At 67.1% G+C, this 19,282-nt stretch carries 19 protein-coding genes; 11 read left to right on the forward strand and 8 right to left on the reverse strand.

Translation table 11 applies throughout. The features are described from left to right. Positions 1 to 194 precede the first annotated feature (194 nt). Positions 195 to 839, forward strand: coding sequence for an NADPH-dependent F420 reductase (locus ACFRAH_RS22445; protein WP_377993115.1), 645 nt, complete (start codon positions 195 to 197; stop codon positions 837 to 839). 14 nt (positions 840 to 853) lie between these two features. Here the strand turns inward: ACFRAH_RS22445 and ACFRAH_RS22450 are convergent, their stop codons facing one another. Further along, a complete protein-coding gene (locus ACFRAH_RS22450) occupies positions 854 to 1,873 on the reverse strand; it encodes an ABC transporter substrate-binding protein (RefSeq protein ID WP_377993116.1) in 1,020 nt (339 codons plus the stop codon). A 176-nt stretch (positions 1,874 to 2,049) separates the two neighbouring features. Between ACFRAH_RS22450 and ACFRAH_RS22455 the strand changes: the two genes are divergently transcribed. Beyond that, entirely contained in the window at positions 2,050 to 2,664 is a 615-nt protein-coding gene (locus ACFRAH_RS22455; protein ID WP_377993117.1) for a DUF6919 domain-containing protein, read from the forward strand. 178 nt (positions 2,665 to 2,842) lie between these two features. Beyond that, positions 2,843 to 4,006, forward strand: a complete 1,164-nt coding sequence (locus ACFRAH_RS22460) for an ABC transporter substrate-binding protein (protein ID WP_377993118.1) — start codon at positions 2,843 to 2,845, stop codon at positions 4,004 to 4,006. A gap of 71 nt (positions 4,007 to 4,077) precedes the next feature. On the opposite strand, the gene ACFRAH_RS22465 is transcribed toward ACFRAH_RS22460, so the two are convergent. Continuing rightward, on the reverse strand, positions 4,078 to 4,551 hold the full coding sequence (locus tag ACFRAH_RS22465) for a hypothetical protein (RefSeq protein WP_377993119.1): 474 nt from the start codon (positions 4,549 to 4,551) through the stop codon (positions 4,078 to 4,080). A 157-nt stretch (positions 4,552 to 4,708) separates the two neighbouring features. Continuing rightward, positions 4,709 to 5,425, reverse strand: coding sequence for a GntR family transcriptional regulator (locus ACFRAH_RS22470; RefSeq protein ID WP_377993120.1), 717 nt, complete (start codon positions 5,423 to 5,425; stop codon positions 4,709 to 4,711). 115 nt (positions 5,426 to 5,540) lie between these two features. On the opposite strand from ACFRAH_RS22470, the gene ACFRAH_RS22475 reads away from it, so the two are divergent. From ACFRAH_RS22475 to ACFRAH_RS22500, 6 genes are read left to right on the forward strand one after another with little or no spacing between them, the layout of a single operon-like run. Next, on the forward strand, positions 5,541 to 6,962 hold the full coding sequence (locus tag ACFRAH_RS22475; RefSeq protein ID WP_377993121.1) for a sugar porter family MFS transporter: 1,422 nt from the start codon (positions 5,541 to 5,543) through the stop codon (positions 6,960 to 6,962). Then, entirely contained in the window at positions 6,962 to 7,951 is a 990-nt protein-coding gene (locus ACFRAH_RS22480; RefSeq protein WP_377993122.1) for an N-acetylglucosamine kinase, read from the forward strand. Before ACFRAH_RS22475 ends, ACFRAH_RS22480 begins: the two co-directional genes overlap by 1 nt. A 48-nt stretch (positions 7,952 to 7,999) precedes the next feature. Beyond that, on the forward strand, positions 8,000 to 9,112 hold the full coding sequence (locus ACFRAH_RS22485) for an SIS domain-containing protein (protein WP_377993123.1): 1,113 nt from the start codon (positions 8,000 to 8,002) through the stop codon (positions 9,110 to 9,112). Next, complete coding sequence (nagA, locus tag ACFRAH_RS22490) at positions 9,109 to 10,251, forward strand: N-acetylglucosamine-6-phosphate deacetylase (protein ID WP_377993124.1); 1,143 nt, start codon at positions 9,109 to 9,111, stop codon at positions 10,249 to 10,251. The genes ACFRAH_RS22485 and nagA overlap by 4 nt, the downstream gene beginning before the upstream one ends. 20 nt (positions 10,252 to 10,271) lie before the next feature. Continuing rightward, positions 10,272 to 10,751, forward strand: coding sequence for an NUDIX domain-containing protein (locus tag ACFRAH_RS22495; protein WP_377993125.1), 480 nt, complete (start codon positions 10,272 to 10,274; stop codon positions 10,749 to 10,751). A gap of 4 nt (positions 10,752 to 10,755) precedes the next feature. Next, on the forward strand, positions 10,756 to 11,115 hold the full coding sequence (locus tag ACFRAH_RS22500; protein WP_377993126.1) for a hypothetical protein: 360 nt from the start codon (positions 10,756 to 10,758) through the stop codon (positions 11,113 to 11,115). 30 nt (positions 11,116 to 11,145) lie between these two features. Here the strand turns inward: ACFRAH_RS22500 and ACFRAH_RS22505 are convergent, their stop codons facing one another. From ACFRAH_RS22505 to ACFRAH_RS22520, 4 genes are all read right to left on the reverse strand, one after another. Beyond that, on the reverse strand, positions 11,146 to 12,063 hold the full coding sequence (locus ACFRAH_RS22505; RefSeq protein ID WP_377993127.1) for an NAD(P)-dependent oxidoreductase: 918 nt from the start codon (positions 12,061 to 12,063) through the stop codon (positions 11,146 to 11,148). A 21-nt stretch (positions 12,064 to 12,084) separates the two neighbouring features. Continuing rightward, complete coding sequence (locus ACFRAH_RS22510) at positions 12,085 to 14,004, reverse strand: TRAP transporter large permease subunit (RefSeq protein WP_377993128.1); 1,920 nt, start codon at positions 14,002 to 14,004, stop codon at positions 12,085 to 12,087. A 97-nt stretch (positions 14,005 to 14,101) separates the two neighbouring features. Next, positions 14,102 to 15,124, reverse strand: a complete 1,023-nt coding sequence (locus ACFRAH_RS22515) for a DctP family TRAP transporter solute-binding subunit (RefSeq protein ID WP_377993129.1) — start codon at positions 15,122 to 15,124, stop codon at positions 14,102 to 14,104. Positions 15,125 to 15,171: 47 nt separating this feature from the next. After that, positions 15,172 to 16,524 (reverse strand): NAD(P)H-dependent oxidoreductase, encoded by a 1,353-nt coding sequence (locus tag ACFRAH_RS22520; protein WP_377993130.1) that lies wholly within the window; start codon positions 16,522 to 16,524, stop codon positions 15,172 to 15,174. A gap of 184 nt (positions 16,525 to 16,708) precedes the next feature. Here ACFRAH_RS22520 and ACFRAH_RS22525 point away from each other — a divergent pair, with 184 nt between their 5' ends. Beyond that, positions 16,709 to 17,758, forward strand: a complete 1,050-nt coding sequence (locus ACFRAH_RS22525) for a LacI family DNA-binding transcriptional regulator (protein ID WP_377993131.1) — start codon at positions 16,709 to 16,711, stop codon at positions 17,756 to 17,758. Between the two features lie 14 nt (positions 17,759 to 17,772). Continuing rightward, positions 17,773 to 18,084 carry a putative quinol monooxygenase gene (locus tag ACFRAH_RS22530; RefSeq protein WP_377993132.1) on the forward strand — a complete coding sequence of 104 codons (312 nt, stop codon included), beginning with the start codon at positions 17,773 to 17,775 and terminating at the stop codon, positions 18,082 to 18,084. 87 nt (positions 18,085 to 18,171) lie between these two features. Here the strand turns inward: ACFRAH_RS22530 and ACFRAH_RS22535 are convergent, their stop codons facing one another. Further along, positions 18,172 to 19,176: a LacI family DNA-binding transcriptional regulator gene (locus ACFRAH_RS22535; protein WP_377993133.1), complete on the reverse strand. Its 1,005-nt coding sequence runs from the start codon at positions 19,174 to 19,176 to the stop codon at positions 18,172 to 18,174. Between the last annotated feature and the right edge of the window lie 106 nt (positions 19,177 to 19,282).

Here is a 19,282-nt window from a genome sequence, read left to right on the forward strand (position 1 = left end):
CGGCGCCGCAGGACAGAACCGGCACTTCATGCATTTGCATATACTTTATCCGGTTTCACCGCGCCGTCAAACCCCGAAGGCCGGCGCCCGTCCCGGAACGGAAATTTTCGTTGACGCTTCAAATCTATCGAAGGACACTGGGTGGGAGCTGCGACCGCAGTGCGTGTCTCGCCCAAGAGAGGAAGAAGAACACAATGACTGACATCACCATCATCGGAACCGGCAACATGGCCCGCGGACTGGCAACCCGCGCGATCGCGGGCGGCAATAACGTCCAGCTGCTCGCCCACGACGACAAGGCCAAGGCGGACAGCCTTGCGGCGGAACTCGGCGGCTCGGTCACCACGGGCGTGGTGGGCGACGACGTCAGCGGCGACATTGTGATCCCCGCCGTGTACTTTGATCCGGCCAAGGAGGTCGTGGCCAGGTACGGCAGCGCACTGGACGGCAAGATTTACGTGGACATCACGAACCCCGTGGACACGTCCACCTTCGAAGGCCTCAGCGTCCCGGAGGGCAGCTCCGCCGCCGAAGAGCTCCAGAGGGCCACCGGCGCCAAGGTGGTGAAGGCCTTCAACACCACCTTCGCCGGAACACTGGCCGCCGGTGACGTGGCGGGCCAGCAGCTCGACATCCTCATCGCCGGTGACGATGAGGACGCCGTGCGGGCCGTGGCTGACTTCGCCTCGGCAGGCGGCCTCCGGCCAATCGTCGTCGGACCCCAGCGGCGGGCCCACCAGCTCGAACAGGCCGGCTTCCTGCACATACTGCTCTCGGCCAACGACAACCTTCCGGAGTTCCAGTGGAACTCAGCGCTCAAGGTGGTCCCGGCAAGCTAGCACCAGGAACCCGGTCAGCTCTTGGGCAGCCCGGCCGGGTTCAGTTCCGACTTGGCCACGGCCTCGGACGACAGGCCCCAGCGGTCCAGGATCTTGCCGTATGTGCCATCCTCAATCAGGTGGTTCAGGCCGGCCTGGGCAGCTGCGGCAAAGCCGTTGCCCTTCTTGGTGGTGGCGGCGATGCTCGCCTTGAGCGGCCAGCCGCCGGCCACCAGGCCCACCAGCTTCGTCTTCTCATCGGTCGCTGCCTTGTAGGCGGCCGTGGCGTTCGGCCCGAACGTCAGGTCCGCGCGGCCGGACTGCAGGGCAAGGTTCGAGGCGGAATCGTCGTCGTAGTACTGGAACTCGACCGGCTTCAGCCCCTTGGCCTTGTTCTCCTCGTCCCAGCGCAGCAGGATGGCTTCCTGGTTGGTGCCCGAGCCGACGATGATCCGCTTGCCGGCCACGTCCGGGGCGGATTCGACCTTGGTGATGCCGCTGTCGCTCTTGGCGTAGAAGCCCAGCTTGTCGTCCCGGTAGCTGGCGAAGTCGAACTTGAGCTTGCGCTCCTCCGTCACGGTGACGTTGGAGAGGACGGCCTCGTACTTGCCGGACTCAACGCCGAGCGGCCAGTCAGCCCAGGCGGTGGGAACAATTTCCGCTTCCAGTCCCAGCGTCTGGGCCAGGGCGACGGCGATATCCACCTCGTTGCCCACCGGCGTTTTGTTGTCGGTGGCGTAAACAGCCAGCGGCGGGGCGAACGGGCTGACGGCCACGGTCAGCTTCCCGTCCTTCTTGATGGCTTCCGGAACAAGTTCAGCGGCCTTCTTGTCCACGGTAACGGGGAACCGGTCCTGTTCGGGCGTCAGGTTGAAGGTCTTGGAGGCCGGCTTGCCTGCCGATGTGGCGGCGTTGGTGGCCGCCGGCGCGTTCGCCGACGCAGCTGCCCCAGGGTCGGAGCAGGCAGAGAGCGCCAGCAGAGTGGTGGCGGCGAGGGCCAGGCCCACCCCCGGCTTGAGTGCGCCCGAGCGGAACTTGAGAGACTGACGGACCATGGTTGCCCCTTGGAAGTGTCGGAGAGAAAGGTTGTGGCAGCAACTATCCGGCAGCAAAAAAGCGGCGGTCAAAGCGCCGGGAAACCGGAAGATACACGGCGTAACCGCGATTAACACTGCGTTCGAAGGCGTCATTCACCCTGCCGGTCATCCGTGAACGGCGCCTAGCATCGAGTATGAGCGATCAATTCACCACCGAACGTGACAACTACGGCCGGCTCCTGGCAGACCGGGAAGTCTGGCGCCAGGCGGCCACCCTCCCCGCCGCCGGTGAACTCACCGCGCGCTGGCTCGAAGGCACCAGCCAATACCAGCCCGGCACGCTCGCCCCGCGCTTCGATGACGAGACCCTTCCCATTGCCGGCCAGCTGGCCGAGCTCAACCGCAACGGACTGTTCACCAAGGAGTCCCAGCCCGGCCTCGGCCCCGACGCCGGGCACGCGCAGCGCGAGTACGTCACCGGCTTCTGCTCCGCGGCCTCGGCCGGCCGCCTGCTGCGGCTGTCGGCCGAGACGGAACTCATCGCCATCGCCCACGCGCCGGGCGAGGTCAGCCAGGCCTCCGTTCCGGTCACACAGCACGACGGCGAGGTGGTCACCGTTTTGGGAAGCAGCGAAATTCCGGTCGAATCCGAGCAGATCCAGGACTGGGCGCACGAAGCCAACGAAGCCCTTGCCCTCCTGCTGGCCGATTCCTGGTACATCGAACTGCTCGATCCGGTCTGGGGCCGGCAGCAGCGCCTCCTGTCCTCGGTGCTGGAGACGCTTAAGTCCATACCTGAGGGCATTTAGCCCGGTTTTTTGACGTTCCGAGACTCCCGGTGAAGCCATAAGACCGGGAGGATGACCCATTGCGACGCCGGGTGAACGCCTGCGTCGGCAGCCATTGTGGCCGCCGGAGGGGCCTCCGTAATCTCAATCCAACGCTCAGCGCCATCCCCTCCGCTCCATCATGCAAAAGGAAAACATCATGTCTTCTTCAGACCAGAACCCGGGCTCCACCCGGATTGCCGCGGGCCAGCCCAGCGGCCGCAAGCGCCCCAGCGGGCTCAAGATCGGCATCGCCGCCGGCATCCTGGCCGTCCTGGGAGCAGGCGTCGCCGTCGCCACCACCGCCGCCAACAGCTCCGCCCCGAACACCGCCAGCGCGGCCGCCGCCACCAGCCCCGCGGCCGAGCTGAAGCTGGGCTACTTCGGGAACATCACCCACGCCACCGCACTGGTCGGCGTCCAGAAGGGCTTCATCGCCAAGGAGCTCGGCGACACCAAGCTCAGCACGCAGGTGTTCAACGCCGGCCCGGCTGCGATCGAGGCGCTCAACGCCGGCGCGATCGACGCCACCTACATCGGCCCGAACCCGGCCATCAACTCCTTCGTCAAGAGCAAGGGCGAATCCATCAGCATCATCGCCGGCGCAGCGTCCGGCGGCGCGCAGTTGGTGGTGAAGCCGGAAATCAAGACCGCAGCGGATCTGAAGGGCAAGACCCTCGCCTCCCCGCAGCTCGGCGGCACCCAGGACGTGGCGCTGCGCGCCTGGCTCGGCAAGCAGGGCTACAAGACCAACACCGACGGCAGCGGCGACGTTGCCATCAACCCCACTGAGAACGCCCAGACCCTGAAGCTGTTCCAAAACGGCAAGCTCGACGGCGCGTGGTTGCCTGAGCCGTGGGCCTCGCGTTTGGTGCTCCAGGCCGGGGCGAAGGTCCTGGTGGATGAGAAGGACCTGTGGGACGGCTCGCTGACGGGCAAGCCCGGCGAGTTCCCCACCACCATCCTGATCGTGAACAAGAAGTTCGCCGCCGAGCACCCGCAGACCGTCGAAGCCCTGCTCAAGGGCCACGTCGAGGCCGTGAAGTGGCTCAACGACACCCCGGCCACAGAGAAGGCCACGGAAGTGAACGCCGCCCTGAAGGAAGCGGCCGGCAAGGCGCTCTCGCAGGACGTCATTGACCGTTCGCTGAAGAACATCGTGTTCACAGTGGACCCGCTGGCCGGCGCGTTCAAGAAGCTGCTGCAGGACGGCGTTGATGCCGGAACCACCAAGCAGGCCGACATCAGCGGCATCTTCGACCTGACCAAACTGAACGCCGTCACCGGCGAAAAGACCTCTGCCGCAGGACTGGGCAAGGAGTAATCAAGCAGGAGCAAGGCATACAAAAGGATCCGGCGGGAACATTCCCGCCGGATCCTTTGTCTTGCGTTCTGTCAGTGCGCGGCCGAAACCGCCGAATACGTCGGGATCGGATACTCCGCAGAATACTCGGGCACAGCGGCGGGGTCGTCCGCGTTTTTCAGGGTGTAGTGAAAGACCATTCCGTCCGGGCTCTCCTGGCTTCCGACGTATTCGGCGGCAACCCATTCCCCTTCGGCCACTGCTCCGGCCCAGGCGTGGGCCTCCTCCCAGTGGACAGCGGAGGCCATCCGGCCGGGCTGCAGGCTCATGGACACGGCAACCCGCACCGAAGGTTTCCCGGCGGAGGGACGGGGGCAGGTGAAGCCGACGATGTCCACCGAAACTCCAGGGGTGGCCAGGCACGGCCGGCGGGCCATGGTGGTGGCTGCCGCATCCAGGCCGCCGGCACCGATGTCCTGCCGCGCCAGGGCATGAACCTGGCTGCGGAAGGTGTTCAGCTCCGCGCTGCATTGCGTCCGGATTCTGTGAACCAAAGCTGTGATCATGTCCCCCTCGATTCAGGGAGGGCGTTACGCCGCCCCGTCGTGATTATGGACTTACACAACCACCCGGTAACTTGCTTCACAATGCCCGGCGACACCCGCCGTCGTGCAGCGCAACAGTGCTTCATCTTCCGCCGCTGGAAGTAACAAACCGCCGTCCCTAGACGTGCATGCGCGCGACGAAGCGGAACCTGTCCCCCCTGAAAACTGACTCGGTCCACTCCACCGGCCGCCCGTCCGAGGTAATGCCGAGCCGGTGCACCAGCAGCATGGGAGCTCCCATTTCGACGTCGAGGAGCTGCACCTCGGCAGGTCCGGCCAGCTTCGTCTCCACGGTGTCCTCCACCTCGGTGATCGGAATTCCGTAGTCCTCGCGCAGGGCGGCGTACAGGGAACCGCGCTCCGCGACGGCCCGCGCGAGCTCCGGCAGCGGCCCGGCAAGGAAGGCAATCTCATGCGCCAGCGGCTCGCCGTCCACCAGCCTGATCCGCTCCACGCGGTGAATGTCCGTCCCGGGTTCCACCGCCAGTCGACGCGCGGTGGACGGGTCGGCCGGAAGCACGCTCACGTCCACGATCCGGGCCGCAGCCGTGTGCCCCTGGCTCGCGGCGTCGTCGGAAAAGGAGGTGAGCTGGCGGACGTGGGTCACCTTCGGCGGCGCCACATAGGTGCCCCGCCCCTGCGTCCGGTCCAGGCGGCCCTCTGCCACCAGCTCGCCGATGGCCTGCCGGACGGTGGTGCGGGAGGTTCCGTACTGCTCGGCGAGCGCGCGTTCGGTAGGGATCAGCGTTCCGGGCGCCGCGTCCTCGATCAGGGTGAGGATCTGCTCCTTGAGTACGTAGTACTTGGGCAGGGCAGCGGCCGCGGAGGTTTCCATGAATCTGATGGTACCTATTGACACGAAAATTGGTCTAGGCCAAAATAATGGAAATTGGTTTACACCAATTCTGCGAACCCAAACCCATCCCCATCACACTTCCAAGGACCCAAAGATGTCGTTCCTGCAAGACCTGCGCCAGACGCCCCGCCTCGGCCTTCTGGTCGGCGGCACCGCCGCCACCATCGGCATAATCTACGGCTACGACCTGTCGAATATCGCCGGCGCCCTGCTGTTCATCACCAAGGAGTTCCAGCTCTCCACCAGCCAACAGGAGCTGGTGACCACCGCCGTCGTCGTCGGTGAAGTCCTGGGCGCCGTCCTCGGCGGCTGGCTCGCCAACAAGGTGGGCCGCAAGGCCTGCATGGTGGGCGTGGCCGGAGCGTATGCAGCCTTCGCGGTGCTCAGCGCCCTCGCCGCTGATGTGCCCATGCTGCTCGTCGCCCGGCTGCTGCTGGGCCTGACCATCGGCATTTCCGTGGTGGTGGTGCCCGTCTTCGTGGCGGAATCAGCACCGCCAAAGGTGCGCGGAGCCCTGCTCGTGGCGTACCAGGTGGCCACCGTCATCGGCATCATCATTGGCTACCTCGCCGCCTACGTCCTGTCCGCCACTGAAAACTGGCGGCTGATGCTGGGCCTTGCCGCCGTGCCCGCCCTGGCGGTCCTCGCCGTCACCCTCCGCCTCCCCGACACGGCCCGCTGGTACATGATGCGCGGACGCACCGAAGAGGCCCGCCGCACCCTCAGCTCGATCGAACCCGATGCCGACGTCGACGCCGAACTCGCGGACATGCACCGCGCCATCAGCGAAGAGCGCGGCGGCGGCCTGCGCGAGATGCTCCGCTCCCCGTACCTGAAGGCGACCGTGTTCGTCGTCGGGCTGGGCTTCTTCATCCAGATCACCGGCATCAACGCCGTGGTTTATTACAGCCCCCGGATCTTCGAGGCCATGGGCTTCACCGGCAACGCCGCCCTCCTGCTGCTGCCCGCACTGGTCCAGGCCGCTTCGCTGGTGGCGGTATTCGTCTCGCTGTCCCTGGTGGACCGGGTAGGCCGGCGCCCCATCCTGCTCGGCGGCATCGGCATGATGATCGCGGCCAACGCCATCCTGGTGGGCGTCTTCATGGCCGGACGCGACTTCGGCGGAATCCTGACCGTGGTCGGCTTCTTCGGGGTCCTGCTGTTCACCGTCGGCTTCACCTTCGGCTTCGGGGCGCTGGTCTGGGTCTACGCCGGCGAGTCGTTCCCCGCCCGGCTGCGGTCCCTGGGCGCCAGCGCCATGCTGACTTCGGACCTCGTGGCCAACGTGATCGTGGCAGCCTTCTTCCTGACCATGCTGCAGCGGCTGGGCGGCGCCGGGACGTTCGCGGTGTTCGGTGCGCTGGCCATCGCCGGCTTCGTCTTCGTCCACCGCCTGGCCCCCGAAACCAAGGGCCGGAACCTCGAGGAAATCCGCCACTACTGGGAAAACGGCGCCCGCTGGCCGGAAGCCACCGGCAATTCCAGCAGCAGCGGCAGCACGCCGGCGGCCAAGTGATGCCGCACGTTCCCGGCCGTGTTCTGGGTTTGGATATCGGCGGCTCCAAGACCCACGCGATCCTGGCCGAAGCTGTGATGGACACTGTTGTTAAGGACGACGGCGGCACAACAGTTGCGCGGCAGCTCGCCGAATGCACGGTGGGCAGCGCCAACATCGCCTCCGTCGGCGAACACGAAGCCGCCGCGGCACTCGACGACCTGGCAACCCGGCTTGGCATCGGGGAGCCTGCCGACCACGGAATCCAGGCCGTTTTTGCCGGCGCCGCGGGAGCGGACACGCCGGCGGCCCGGGAACGGCTGACCGCCCTGCTCTCCCGCCGGTTCCCCGGAGCCCGGATCCACGTGGACCATGACACCCGGATCATCCTCGTGGCCGGAGGCCTCACGGCGGGCACCGTCCTCATTTCCGGCACCGGCTCCGCTGCCTGGGCGAAGGCCAGTGACGGCCGGGAAGCCCGCGCCGGCGGCTGGGGCTACCTGCTCGGCGACGAAGGCAGCGGCTACGCCGTCGCCCGCAGCGCGGTCCGCAATGCCCTCGAGGAGTCCGACCAGGGCCTGCCCGCCGGACCACTGACCGCCCAACTGCTGTCGCAGACCGGAGCCACGCAACCCTCAGACCTGCTGGACCTGTTCTACAGCAGGCCGGAGCGCCGGTACTGGGCCGGACTGGCCGGAACCGTGTTTGCCCTGGCCGCCTCCGACGCTGCGAGCGCAGCCATCGCCGACGACGCCGCCCGCCGCCTCGCCGGCCTGGCCCTGACGGTGAACCGGCGGCTGGGCACCCTCTCGGAAGGCGCACCGGTCCTGCTGGCCGGCGGAATGCTGGTGAACCAGCCCTCGCTTGCCGCCCGCGTGCGGGAACTGCTGGCAGCCAACGGCCTCACCGATATCCGGGTGCTGGACCGCGCCCCGGCCTGGGGTGCCGTGGAGCTCGCCCGCCAGCTGACGGGCGAGCCACTCCGCCCAGTCCCCAAAGTCCCCGCCTGATCCCCCTTCACTCAGTACACCCCCGCCTGACCCCATTCAAGGAGACCCATGACCGCCCTCCACACCACGACCGTGAACAGCAACACCACCGCCGCCACGCCCCCGCCCGTCGCCCCGGTCCCCGGCTCTTCTGTACCCGGAGCCCTGATGGCCGCCGAAATCCTGGAACAGCCGGAGGCGCTGGCCCGGCTGCTCGAGCACGGCCGCCCGGACATCGCCCGGCTGGCCGGCATCCTCCGCGACGCGGACATCCGGTACGTCCTCCTGGCGGCGCGCGGCACCAGCGACCACGCCGCCCTGTACGCGAAGTACCTCATCGAGACGGTGCTGGGGCTGCCGGCCGGGCTGGCGTCGCCGTCGAGCCTCACCGTGTACGGTGCCGAACCGAAGATGGACGGGGTGCTGTGGCTGGCGGTCAGCCAGTCCGGCGGCTCGCCGGACCTGGTAGACTCCACGGCCGCGGCCGCCCGTGGCGGCGCCCTGACCGTCGCCGTTACGAATGCCCCGTCCTCGCCGCTGGCTGCTGCCTCCCGGCACCACCTCGACATCCTGGCCGGACCGGAGCGCGCCGTGGCCGCCACCAAGAGCTACACGTCGCAGCTGCTGGCACTTTGGCTGCTCATCGACGCGTGGGCGGGAGGGAACGGCGCGGAAGCGGCGGACCTGCCGCGTCATGCGGCGGATGTGCTGGCCCGGCCGGAGATACTGGAGGTGGCAGACCGCTACAGGTTCGTGAACCACATCATCACGACGGGCCGCGGCTTCTCCTACCCCACCGCACGGGAGGCGGCACTGAAACTGATGGAAACGTCCTACCTGGCCGCGCACGCCTTCTCCGGGGCGGACCTGCTGCATGGGCCGTTCGCGATGATCGACGCCGACCGGCCGGTCATCGCCGTCGCCTCGCCTGGCGCCGGCGGCCGCGCCCTGCACCCTGTGCTGGACCGCCTGGCCGAACGCGGCGCCGACGTCTGCCTGGTGGGAGACGCCGGTGCCGCCCGCCCGGGGAACCACGTGGTGCCGTTGCCCGCTGTCCACGAGCAGCTCGCGCCGGTCCTGGAAATCATGCCCCTGCAGCGTCTGGCACATGCCATGGCGTCAGCCCGCCGCCGGGACCCTGATGCGCCGCGCGGCCTGCGCAAGATCACGGAAACCTGGTGAGTCCGACGCTTATTTCTGCTTCCCGGGTCATCCTGCCGGACACCGTGCTGGAGCCCGGCTGGGTGGAGACCGACGGCGGCCGGATCACCGCCGTCGGCCCGGGCCTGCCGGACCGGGAGCCCGACACAGACTTCCCGGATGCCACCCTCGCGCCCGGCTTCGTGGACGCCCACATCCACGGCGGCGGCGGTTTCAGCTTCAATGACGCTGATCCCGCTGCCGCCGCGGTCCGGATCGCCGCGGTGCACCGCTCGCACGGCACCACCACGCTGATGGCCAGCCTGGTGACCGCCCCGCTCGCGGAGCTTGAAAAGGCGGTGGCCGCTTTGGCGTCCCTGGTGGAGCAGGGCGTCCTGGCCGGGATCCATCTGGAGGGCCCCTGGCTCAGCCCCGAGCACCGGGGCGCCCACGCGGAGGAACTGCTGCTCGCGCCGGAACCGGCCGCCGTCGACCGCCTGATGCTGGCCGGCCGGGACACCGTCAGGATGGTCACGATCGCGCCGGAACTGGAAGGTGGCCTGGCCGCCATCCGGCAGATCACCGGCTACGGTGCCGTCGCAGCGATCGGCCACACGGGCGCCGGCTACGGCCTTGCCCGGCAGGCGATCACCGCGGGAGCCACCGCCGGCACGCACGTGTTCAACGCGATGCGGCCGCTGCACCACCGGGAACCCGGCCCTGCCCTGGCCCTGCTGGAGGATCCCGCGGTGTTTGCCGAGGTGATCGCCGACGGCGTCCACCTCCACCCGTCGCTGGTCCGCTTCATTGCCGCCAGCCCGGCGAGGGCGGTGTTCGTCACCGATGCCATGGCGGCGGCCTGCGCCCAGGAAGGTACGTACCAGCTGGGCGGGCTGGACGTCCGGGTGTCCGACGGCGAGGCACGCCTCGTCAGCGACGGCACCATCGCCGGCAGCATCCTCACGCTGGATGCTGCGGTACGGCACGCCGTCCGGGAGGCCGGCATCCCGGTCGCCGACGCCGTCCGAGCGGCGAGCCAAAACCCGGCGGACATGCTGGGGCTCTCCGGCGTCGGCCGGATTGAGGCCGGGCTTATGGCGGACCTGGTGGTGCTCGACCCGGAGCTCGAGGTGGCCGCCGTGATGAAGGACGGCCGCTGGTTGAGCCCGTCGAAACGGTAGCCTTGGGGCAGGAGGGCATCATGGCGGTCAGGAGTGCAGGCCTCCTGCTGTATCGGCTGAACAGCGGGGCGGAAGTGGAAGTGTGGATCGCCCACATGGGCGGCCCCTTCTGGGAGCGCAAGGACCAGCACGCCTGGTCCATTCCCAAGGGCGAGTACCTTGAAGAAGAGGATCCGCTGGCGGCGGCGCAGCGTGAGTTTGCCGAGGAAATGGGAGTCCCGGCACCTTCCGCGGACTACCTGCTGCTGGGCACCTTCCGGCAGCCCTCGGGCAAGCTCATCACCGCATTCACGGCCGAATCCGCCTTCGCACCCGAGAAAATCCTGAGCAACACCTTTCCGCTGGAGTGGCCCAAGGGGTCCGGAACCATCCAGGAGTTCCCCGAGATCGACCGCGCCGAGTGGATCAGCGAATCCGAAGCCCGCCGCAAGCTGGTCAAGGGCCAGCTTCCGATCCTCGACGCCCTGCTCGAGCACCTCGCGGCACAGGACGGAGAATGACGCCGTGCGTGGGGCATTCGTCCATCAGTCCACCGTGGAGATGGAGGCCGACGGCGACCTTGACGCCTTGGGTGCCGCAGTGACCCTTGAGCTGTGCGGAAGCTGGGACCACCCGCCGCCCTGCCCGCTCGCGCCGCATCACACCCGGCACGAGCGGAACGGGGACACGGTCAGCCTGCGGATCATCTTCGCAACAGAACCGGCGAATGAAGCCGTTGTCCGGAGCCGCATCGACAGCGCCCTCCGCCAAGGAAGCCTCACCGGCCCGGACGGCCGTACCAGCCGCTGGACGTTCCTGAGCAGCGGCGCCGGCGAACTCGACCCGTCCGAGGCCGCGCACGCCCGGCGCCTCACGGACTCCTAAAAGTGCCCGGAGCAGCCTGAGCCAGCTGGCCTATTCTGACCGCCCGAGGACCGTCCGGTAGATCCCGGTATGGTCCAACTCGCCGTCGCCCGCATCGATCATGAGCTCAAAGGCGCCGCGCACGCTGGCGGAGAGGGGCAGCTTCAGGCCTCTGTCCTTTGCGATCTCGGCGATGAAGTTCAGGTCCTTCAGCTGGTTTTTCGCAGAGCCGCCCCCTTCGAAGTCCCCGTCGATCCAGCGCTGGCCCTTCTGCCGGAGCACCTCCGAATTCGCCAGCCCGCCGGCCAGGATGGACTGCACCTTCCCGGGGTCGAGCCCGCTGGCAGTCGCCACCGCCATCGCTTCGGCCAGGGCCGTGACGGTTGCGGAGACGACGATCTGGTTGCACGCCTTGACCGTGGACCCCGCGCCGGTTTCACCGAACCGGACCACGGTGGAACTGTAGAGCCCGAAGAGCGGCAGGAGGCGCTTCACAACGTCGGCGGGTCCTCCCACCATGGTGCTCAGCCGGCCTTCCTCGGCACCGATGGTCCCGCCACTGAGCGGCGCGTCCACCACCGTGACCCCGTGCCGGCGGCGGCAGTCCTCGGCGAACTCGGCAACAGCCACGGGGGAAACCGTTCCGTGAACCACCAGCACCGGTTCCTCGATACCGGCCGCCCGCCACCCGGACAGCAGCCCGTGCTCGCCGGACAGAAGGGCTGCGACCTGGGGCAGATCCGGCAGGACGGTCAGGACAACCTCAGCGGCGGCCTCGGCCGGGGTGGCAGCTACCTGTCCCCCTTCGATGGCCCTGGCCTTTTCCGCGGTGCGGTTCCAGAGCTTGAGGGGAACGCCGCCGGCAAGGATGTTCCTGGCGATCGGGGCACCCATGGGTCCTGTGCCCAGCAGGGCAACGGACGTGGGTGCGCCCGGGATGGGGTTCTGTGTGTCTGTCACTGTGCTCATGTTCCTTTGAAGGGCAGTCCGTTAGAAGGGAATGAGTCCGGCCATGGCGGGCAGGAAGGTACTGAACCACGGAACGGCGGCCAGCACCAGCAGCCCGATGAACACGGCGATGAGGTACGGCCAGAAATGCTTCAGGCTCTTTTCCACGGTCTCGAGGCCGGTTGCGCAGGCGACGTAGAAGCCGACGCCGGCGGGCGGGGCGAAGGAGCCGATGCCCATGGAGATGATGAGCACCATGGCGTACTGCACCGGGTTGACACCGAATTCCGTGGCGATGGGCAGGAGCAGGGGCGCGAAGATCAGGACGGCGGGCAGGCCCTCCAGCAGCTGCCCCATGATGATCAGCAGCACCACGGTGAAAAGCATGAAGAGGATGGGTGAGTCGCCCAGGCCGGACATGAGGTCGTGGATCTGCTGGGACACACCGGCGAGGGCAAGCGTCTGGGCCAGCGGCGACGCGGCAGCGATGATGAACAGAACCATGCCCGCCGTCGTCGTCGTTTCCCGCAGCGTATCGCCCAGCAGCCGCTTGCTGCCGCGCCGGTAGGCCGCGGCAAGAACAAAGGCATAGGCGACGGCGACCGAGGACACCTCGGTGGGGGTGGCGAACCCGCTCAGGATGCCAACCACCATGCCCACCGGAAGCAGCAGCGTGGGGATGGCGAAGAACGTGGCGGAGCCGCGCGCACGCCAGGTGGCCTTGGGGCTGGAGACGCCACCCTGCTTCTTGGCGCGGAGGAAGACGAGCGCCATGACCACAAGGGCCAGGAAGGCAGCCGGAACGAAGCCGGCGAGGAACAGCGTGGTGGTGGAAATGGTGGTGATGGAGCCCATGATGAGCAGGACGATGCTCGGCGGGATGGTCTCACCCATGATGGCCGAGGCGGACAGTACCGCCACCACCTCGCCGCGGGGGTACTTTCGTTCCTCGAGCATGCCGCGCATGGTGGTGCCCACGGCGGCGACGTCCGCAACCTTGGACCCGGAGATGCCGGAGAAGATGTACATGGTCACGACGACCACCTGAAGCAGGCCGCCCCGCAGGTGCCCGATGAGGGCGTCCACCAGCTTGGCGAGCGGCAGGGTCAGGCCGGCGGAGTTCATGACGGTTCCGGCGAGGATGAAGAACGGGATGGCCAGCAACACGAAGCCCTTGGCCCCCGAGGCCATGCCGATCGGGATGGCGCTGACCTCGGAGATCCCGCCCAGGTACAGATAGATCCCGGAAGCCAGGGCGAGGACGAACGCGATGGGCAGGCCAAGGAACAGCAGGGCGAACAGGGCAACCAGGACCACGCCGAGGAGGACGTTGGGCGAGGCGTAGTAGAACAATGGCTGGGACAGGACAACGGCGGCGGCCAGGGCGGCGGTGATTCCCGCGCCGACCAGGACGGCGCGGCGCGGCTGCCGCCAGAGCTTCAGCACAGCAAACCAGGCGATAAGCACCATACCGACTGAGAAGGGCAGCGAGACCCAGAACACCGGCAGCTGCAGGATGGGCGTCTTTTCCTCGAGCTGCTGGACGAGGGTTGGAACGAAGAGCGCAAAGGCACCCGCACTCATGACGAAGACGAGGCAGTCGACGAGGGCCGCCAGGTAGGGCTTCCAGCTGGCCGGAAGCCGCATGATCAGGGCCTGGACGGCCATGTGCGCACCCTTGGGATAGGCGATCGCACCGCCGATGAAGGCGATGGTCAGGAGCGCTATTTCAGAGACTTCCTGGGTCCACAGCACAGAATCGCCCGTGACCACCCTGACCATGATGTTCAGCAGGATAACCACGAGCTCGGCGAGGATTGCCGCGCCCACTGTCCATTCCAGGGCCTTGTCCAGCCAGATGGCACCGCTCCAGCGCGGTGCGACGTGCCCGTGGTGGAGGATCTCTTCCGCGTCAGACGGGAGCACCTCTTCGAGGTCCTTGGGGGCGAGTGTATGTTCCATGTTCTTCCAGACTGTCAACGTTGAGAGCGGGATGCTGAGTTCGGGATGCGGGGCTGAGGGCCGGGGCGTCGGAGTGCGCCCCGGCCCTCAAAGGGTCTTACTTGGCGGCGGCAATCGCCTGATCGAAGAATTCCTTGCCGATCAGCTTCGAGAAGTCCGGGTAGAGGCTCTTGGAGACGGCCTTGAACTGCTCAATGCCGGCGGCGGTGGGCTCGTTGGCCTTCATGCCCTTGGCGGTAAGTTCGGCCAACTGCTTTTCCGACTGCTCGGCGTCGTATTCGGTCTTGAAGGTGGCCGTCTCGGCCGAGGCGTCCGTCAGGATCTTCTTCTGGTCCTCGTTGAGCGAATCCCACTTCTTCGAGGACAGGGCCAGGACCCAGGCGTCGTTGATGTGGTGCGTCAGCGAGACGTACTTCTGGACCTCGGAGAACTTGTTGGTCCATGGCACCTCGATCGGGTTTTCCTGTCCGTCGATGGTTCCGGTCTGCAGGCCGGTGAACACCTCGGAGAAGGCCATGGTGGTGGGGCTGGCGCCCAGCTTGCCGAAGAAGTCGGTCCACAGCGGGTTGCCGGGAACGCGAATCTTCAGGCCCTTGAGGTCAGAGGGCTGCTCGATGGGCCGTTCGGAGTTGGTGATCTGGCGGCCGGTCCTGGTGAGGAAGGACAGCGCGACCGTGTTCTTCTCCTTGAGCTTTTCCTTCAGCACGTCGCCGGGCTTTCCTGCCAGGAACGCTGCCTCTTCCTTCGTGTCATCAAAGAGGTAGGGGATGCTGATGGCGTTCATTTCGGGGACCACCGAGGCGTACACCGACGTGGACAGGATCAGCGCGTCCAGGGACCCGCCCTGCAGCCTGGTGACGGCGGCGTTCTGGTCCCCGCTGAAGCTCGTTCCGTTGGGCACCACGGTGACAACCACGGAGCCGTTGGAGGTCTTCTTCACCTGGTCGGCGAAGTGCTGGGCGGAGACGCCCACCGAGGAGGTCAGCGGGTCCGGGATGGACAGCTGGATCTTGGCCACCGGTGCGCCGGCGCCCGGGGCTCCGGAAGCGCATCCGGCGAGGAGCGTGGCGGCGAGGGTGGTGGCCAGCACTCCGGTGAGGGCGCGGGTCTTGGTGTTCATGTGATGCCTTTCTTCATTGGAAGGAGTCTTGTGAATTGCTTGGTGAATTAGGCGCTCAGGGCGGCTTCGGCGACGAGCGCTTCCGTTTCGCGGCGCAGCTCAAGGGCCTGGGACAGGGATTCGTCCATGATGACGTCCTCCCACCGGACGGTGGCGCCCTTGGCGATGTCGGCACGCAGCTCGACGTGGTGGGCCAGGGCTACCGGCAGGGCGCCAATCTCCACCGAGTGCTTGGCCGAGACGAGCTTGCCCCACACGGTAAAGCCGCCCTCGCCGTCGAGGAATTCGCCGGCCTTCAGGTCCTTCTTGGCGGTGGCAACGACGTCGCCGAAGAAGCCAACGGGCGAGCCGGTGGCGATGCCGCGAAGGGCTGCATTGGCGATGGACATGTTCAGTTCGAGGCCCACGTAGTGGTACGGGCGGTACAGCGCTGCGTACTGGCCGGTGGGGTCCGGGTGCCACGGGTACTCGTTGAAGCAGCCGGAGACGTAGCCGTTCGTGGCCTTCACGACGACGAACACGCCTTCCTGGGTGTTGTGGCTGATCCAGCTGCCATCGCGGTTGACGCTGGACATGACGTCGACGCTGCCCTCATGGGCCAGGGCTCCCCCGACGTCGGCCGGGCGGCAGATGGTCGCGATCTCTTCGACGTCACCCGGGGTGAAGCTCAGGCCGTTGTCCGACGGCGTAAGGCCGGCACCGTTGGCGACGGCTGCCATTTCGATGGAGGCCTTGGTGCCGTCACGGAAGGAGGTGTGCATGTACGGGTTGAGCTGGCCGGAGTCGGTGAGCTCCTTGGAGAACTCCCAGTTTTCCCACACGTTGTCCGGGTTCATCTCGTGGTAGTGCTCGAGGTACTTGGCGCCCTTGCCCGCACACACCACGTCGAAGCCGCTGGTCCGGGCCCAGTCCACCAGTTCCATGATGAGCGCGGGCTGGTCGCCGTACGCCATCGAATAGACGACGCCGGCCTCCTCCGCGCGCTTGGCGAGGGCCGGGCCGGCCAGGGCGTCGGCCTCGACCGTGACCATGATGATGTGCTTCTTCGTTTCGATCGCCCGCAGCGCGTGCTTCACGCCGACGATCGGGTTGCCGGTGGCTTCGACGATCACATCGATGTCGACGTCGAACAGCTCGTCCGCGTTGGCCACGATGGTGGTGGAGCGGTTCTTCAGGGCGGTGGCGATGTCAGGGGCGATCTGGTCTTTCGGCCATCCCACCAGCTCGAAGGCGCCTTCTGCCCGCTTCACATTGATGTCGGCGATGGCAACAACATGGATGCCCGGGATGTTGTTTGCCTGAGCCAGGTACATGGTTCCGTACCGGCCGGCGCCGATGAGGCCTACGCGGATGGGGCGGCCCTGGTTCTCGCGGTCGCTAAGAAGCTTGTGAAGGTTCATGGGGAAGCTCTCTGATTGATATCTGATCGAAGAGGGGTGGCTGTCCACCCTGGGATGGAGCAAACTCTTCGTCGCAGTTTCTGTGATCTGGGTAACCGAGTGGAACCGGTTCCACTTTTGTACCAGTCAGTGTTAAGCTGTGTCAACAGATGTCGGTAAACCCCACCGGCCACGAGGAGGAGCATTGAAGAAGGCGCCCACTATCCGCGATGTGGCGGCAGCGGCGGGAGTCTCGGTGTCCGTGGTGTCGCGGGTACTGAACCCCGATTCCGGACCCGTAGCGCCGGCGAAGCGCGAACAGGTCCTGAGTGTCATCAATGAACTCGGGTACCGGCCCCGGGCCGCGGCGCGCGAACTCAGTGCGGGCCACGCCCTCACCGTCGGCCTGGTGGTCACGGACCTCGCCAACCCGTTTTTCGCCCAATTGGCGGACCGCGTGGTGTGGGAGGCCCGCAGCCACGGGGTGCAGGTGGTGGTGATGACCACCCAGGAGGACCCGCACCTTGAGGCCGAATCCCTGGACACGCTGCTGGACCGTTCGGTGGGTGGCGTCATTGCCACGCCAACGGGCGGAAACGTCGAAAAATGGGACCGCCTGCGGGACCTTGGGGTCAACGTGGTTTTCGTCGACCGCGCCATTGCCGATCTCAGCGACGTCGACGTCGTAAGCATCGAAAACTCCGACTCGGCCCGGCGCGCAACCGACCACCTCATCGCCCTCGGCCACGAGCGGATCGCCCTCATTACCGGACCAGCCAGCACCTCCACCGGGCGTTCGCGGATCGGCGGCTACCGGGCTGCCCTCGAAAGCGCATCGATAAGCCTCGATCCCATGCTGGTCCGGGATGTTCCCTTCCGCGGCGATGGCGGGGGCGACGCCGTGGGGTCCCTCCTTGCGCTCCCCGACGCCCCCACCGGACTGATCGTGGCAAACACCGCCCAGGTGCAAAGCTCGGTCCGGCGCCTCGTTCAAATGGGTGTGCGGATCCCCGACGACCTCTCGGTTATCGTCTTTGACGACAATCCGTGGACCGAACTGACAAGCCCCCCGCTCAGCGTGATCCGGCAACCGATCGGCATGCTCGCGGTGCATTCGCTTGAGCTTGTCCTCGGACGGATGCAGGGTCGGCTCCCCGCCGGCGCCAGAACCATCGAAGTGCAGGCGGACTTCGTGCCGCGCAGCAGCTGCGCCGCACCGGTCCGCTCCATAGCCAGCAAGTCCGTAACCCGCTAAGAAAAGGAAAAACCATGACCGTAGTTGTCACCGCCATGTTCACGCCCAAGGAAGGCGCCTTCGATGACGTCGTCGCCGCCCTCAACCCTGCCATCGCAGAGGTGCACGAGGAGCCGGGCTGCATTCTGTACGCCATCCACGAGGCACCGAACGGCCAGATCGTCATGATCGAGAAATGGGAAAGTGCCGAACTCCTCGATGCCCACGGCGCCGGCGACCCCGTCAAGCGCCTGAACGCCTCGCTTGAAGGGCTCCTGGCGGAGCCGGTGGAAGTGACACGGCTGGCCGCCATCCCCGCGGGCACCAGCACGCAGGGCGCGCTCTAGCCTGTAGAACAGCACCAAAGAACGACGGCGCCCCTCGCCTGCGCGGGCGGGGGCGCCGTTTGCGTACGGCCAGGCAATCCAGGCAGCTCAGGCAGGCGGCGCCGTCGAGCCTCTGACCACCAGCTCCGGGTCCACGAGCTTGGTCCGGACCGGCAGTCCCGGATCCTTCATGCGCTCCAGCAGGGAATTCGCGGCCCCGACGCCCACCTCGGCGTTGCGGCCGTCGATGGTGGTCAGGCGGAGCAGGTTCGCCGACGCCAGCGGCGAGTTGTCATAACCGATCAGGGAGAGATCCTCCGGGATGCGGCGCCCCCGGTCCCGCGCTGCTGCCGCCACACCCATCGCCATTACATCATTGACCGCAAAAATCGCCGTCAGTGCGGGATTTTCATCAAGCAGCTTCAGCCCGCCGGCGTAGCCGTCCGGCTCCATCGTCTCCCCGTGGCCCTGGACGGTGTGCGGCCGCAGCCCGCGTTCGCGCATCGCAGCCTCGTGTCCCTGCGTCCGGAGCCGGGCGGCGCCGCCGCCGCCCGTTACATGCCCGATTTCCGTGTGCCCCAGCCCGATCAGGTGCTCGGTGGCGAGCCGGCCGCCGGCCTCGTCGTCGTTGGCAACAATGTCCGCCCCGGGAACAACGACGTCGCGGTTACCCGCCACCACCGCGGGAACATCGACTGCGGCAAACATCTCTTCCGTGGGCTCGGTCGCGATCACAATGCCATCCACCCGCAGCGACAACAACCCGTCCACCGGCGTCCGGTCCAGGTGGGCATTGAACGACGGGTCGGCGACGGCCACCCGGAAGCCGAGGGGGGCCAGTTCGTCGTGCAGCCCGCCCAGCAAGCCGACGAACCAGGGATTCCGGAAGTCGTCCAGAACGACGCCGATGGTCCGGGAACGGTTTCCGGCCAGGGTGGCCGCTGCGCGGCTGGGCCGGTAGTTCAGCCGCTGGATGGCCTCCTCGACGGCGGCCCGGCGGGCGGCGGAGACGCCGGGGGCACCGCGCAGGACCAACGAGACCAGGGATTTCGAGACCCCGGCCGCGGAGGCGACGTCGTAAATGTTCGGGCGTTTGCCGGTCTCCTGGGTCACCCTGCCATTGTGACCCATGTTCCCCGCATTTTGGGATATTGACAGGACAAAGTTGGACCCTTATCGTTTTTATGGAGCGCTCCATTTAGCATTCCCATTCACAGCG

This window comes from Arthrobacter sp. NPDC056727, assembly GCF_042790555.1.
Taxonomy (GTDB): Bacteria; Actinomycetota; Actinomycetes; order Actinomycetales; family Micrococcaceae; genus Arthrobacter.

What these genes read in the sequence shown, in the direction of transcription:
- ACFRAH_RS22445 (WP_377993115.1), top strand. Translation starts at nt 195, where the DNA reads ATGACTGACATCACCATCATCGGAACCGGCAACATGGCCCGCGGACTG.
- ACFRAH_RS22450 (WP_377993116.1), bottom strand. Translation starts at nt 1,873, where the DNA reads ATGGTCCGTCAGTCTCTCAAGTTCCGCTCGGGCGCACTCAAGCCGGGG.
- ACFRAH_RS22455 (WP_377993117.1), top strand. Translation starts at nt 2,050, where the DNA reads ATGAGCGATCAATTCACCACCGAACGTGACAACTACGGCCGGCTCCTG.
- ACFRAH_RS22460 (WP_377993118.1), top strand. Translation starts at nt 2,843, where the DNA reads ATGTCTTCTTCAGACCAGAACCCGGGCTCCACCCGGATTGCCGCGGGC.
- ACFRAH_RS22465 (WP_377993119.1), bottom strand. Translation starts at nt 4,551, where the DNA reads ATGATCACAGCTTTGGTTCACAGAATCCGGACGCAATGCAGCGCGGAG.
- ACFRAH_RS22470 (WP_377993120.1), bottom strand. Translation starts at nt 5,425, where the DNA reads ATGGAAACCTCCGCGGCCGCTGCCCTGCCCAAGTACTACGTACTCAAG.
- ACFRAH_RS22475 (WP_377993121.1), top strand. Translation starts at nt 5,541, where the DNA reads ATGTCGTTCCTGCAAGACCTGCGCCAGACGCCCCGCCTCGGCCTTCTG.
- ACFRAH_RS22480 (WP_377993122.1), top strand. Translation starts at nt 6,962, where the DNA reads ATGCCGCACGTTCCCGGCCGTGTTCTGGGTTTGGATATCGGCGGCTCC.
- ACFRAH_RS22485 (WP_377993123.1), top strand. Translation starts at nt 8,000, where the DNA reads ATGACCGCCCTCCACACCACGACCGTGAACAGCAACACCACCGCCGCC.
- ACFRAH_RS22495 (WP_377993125.1), top strand. Translation starts at nt 10,272, where the DNA reads ATGGCGGTCAGGAGTGCAGGCCTCCTGCTGTATCGGCTGAACAGCGGG.
- ACFRAH_RS22505 (WP_377993127.1), bottom strand. Translation starts at nt 12,063, where the DNA reads ATGAGCACAGTGACAGACACACAGAACCCCATCCCGGGCGCACCCACG.
- ACFRAH_RS22510 (WP_377993128.1), bottom strand. Translation starts at nt 14,004, where the DNA reads ATGGAACATACACTCGCCCCCAAGGACCTCGAAGAGGTGCTCCCGTCT.
- ACFRAH_RS22515 (WP_377993129.1), bottom strand. Translation starts at nt 15,124, where the DNA reads ATGAACACCAAGACCCGCGCCCTCACCGGAGTGCTGGCCACCACCCTC.
- ACFRAH_RS22520 (WP_377993130.1), bottom strand. Translation starts at nt 16,524, where the DNA reads ATGAACCTTCACAAGCTTCTTAGCGACCGCGAGAACCAGGGCCGCCCC.
- ACFRAH_RS22530 (WP_377993132.1), top strand. Translation starts at nt 17,773, where the DNA reads ATGACCGTAGTTGTCACCGCCATGTTCACGCCCAAGGAAGGCGCCTTC.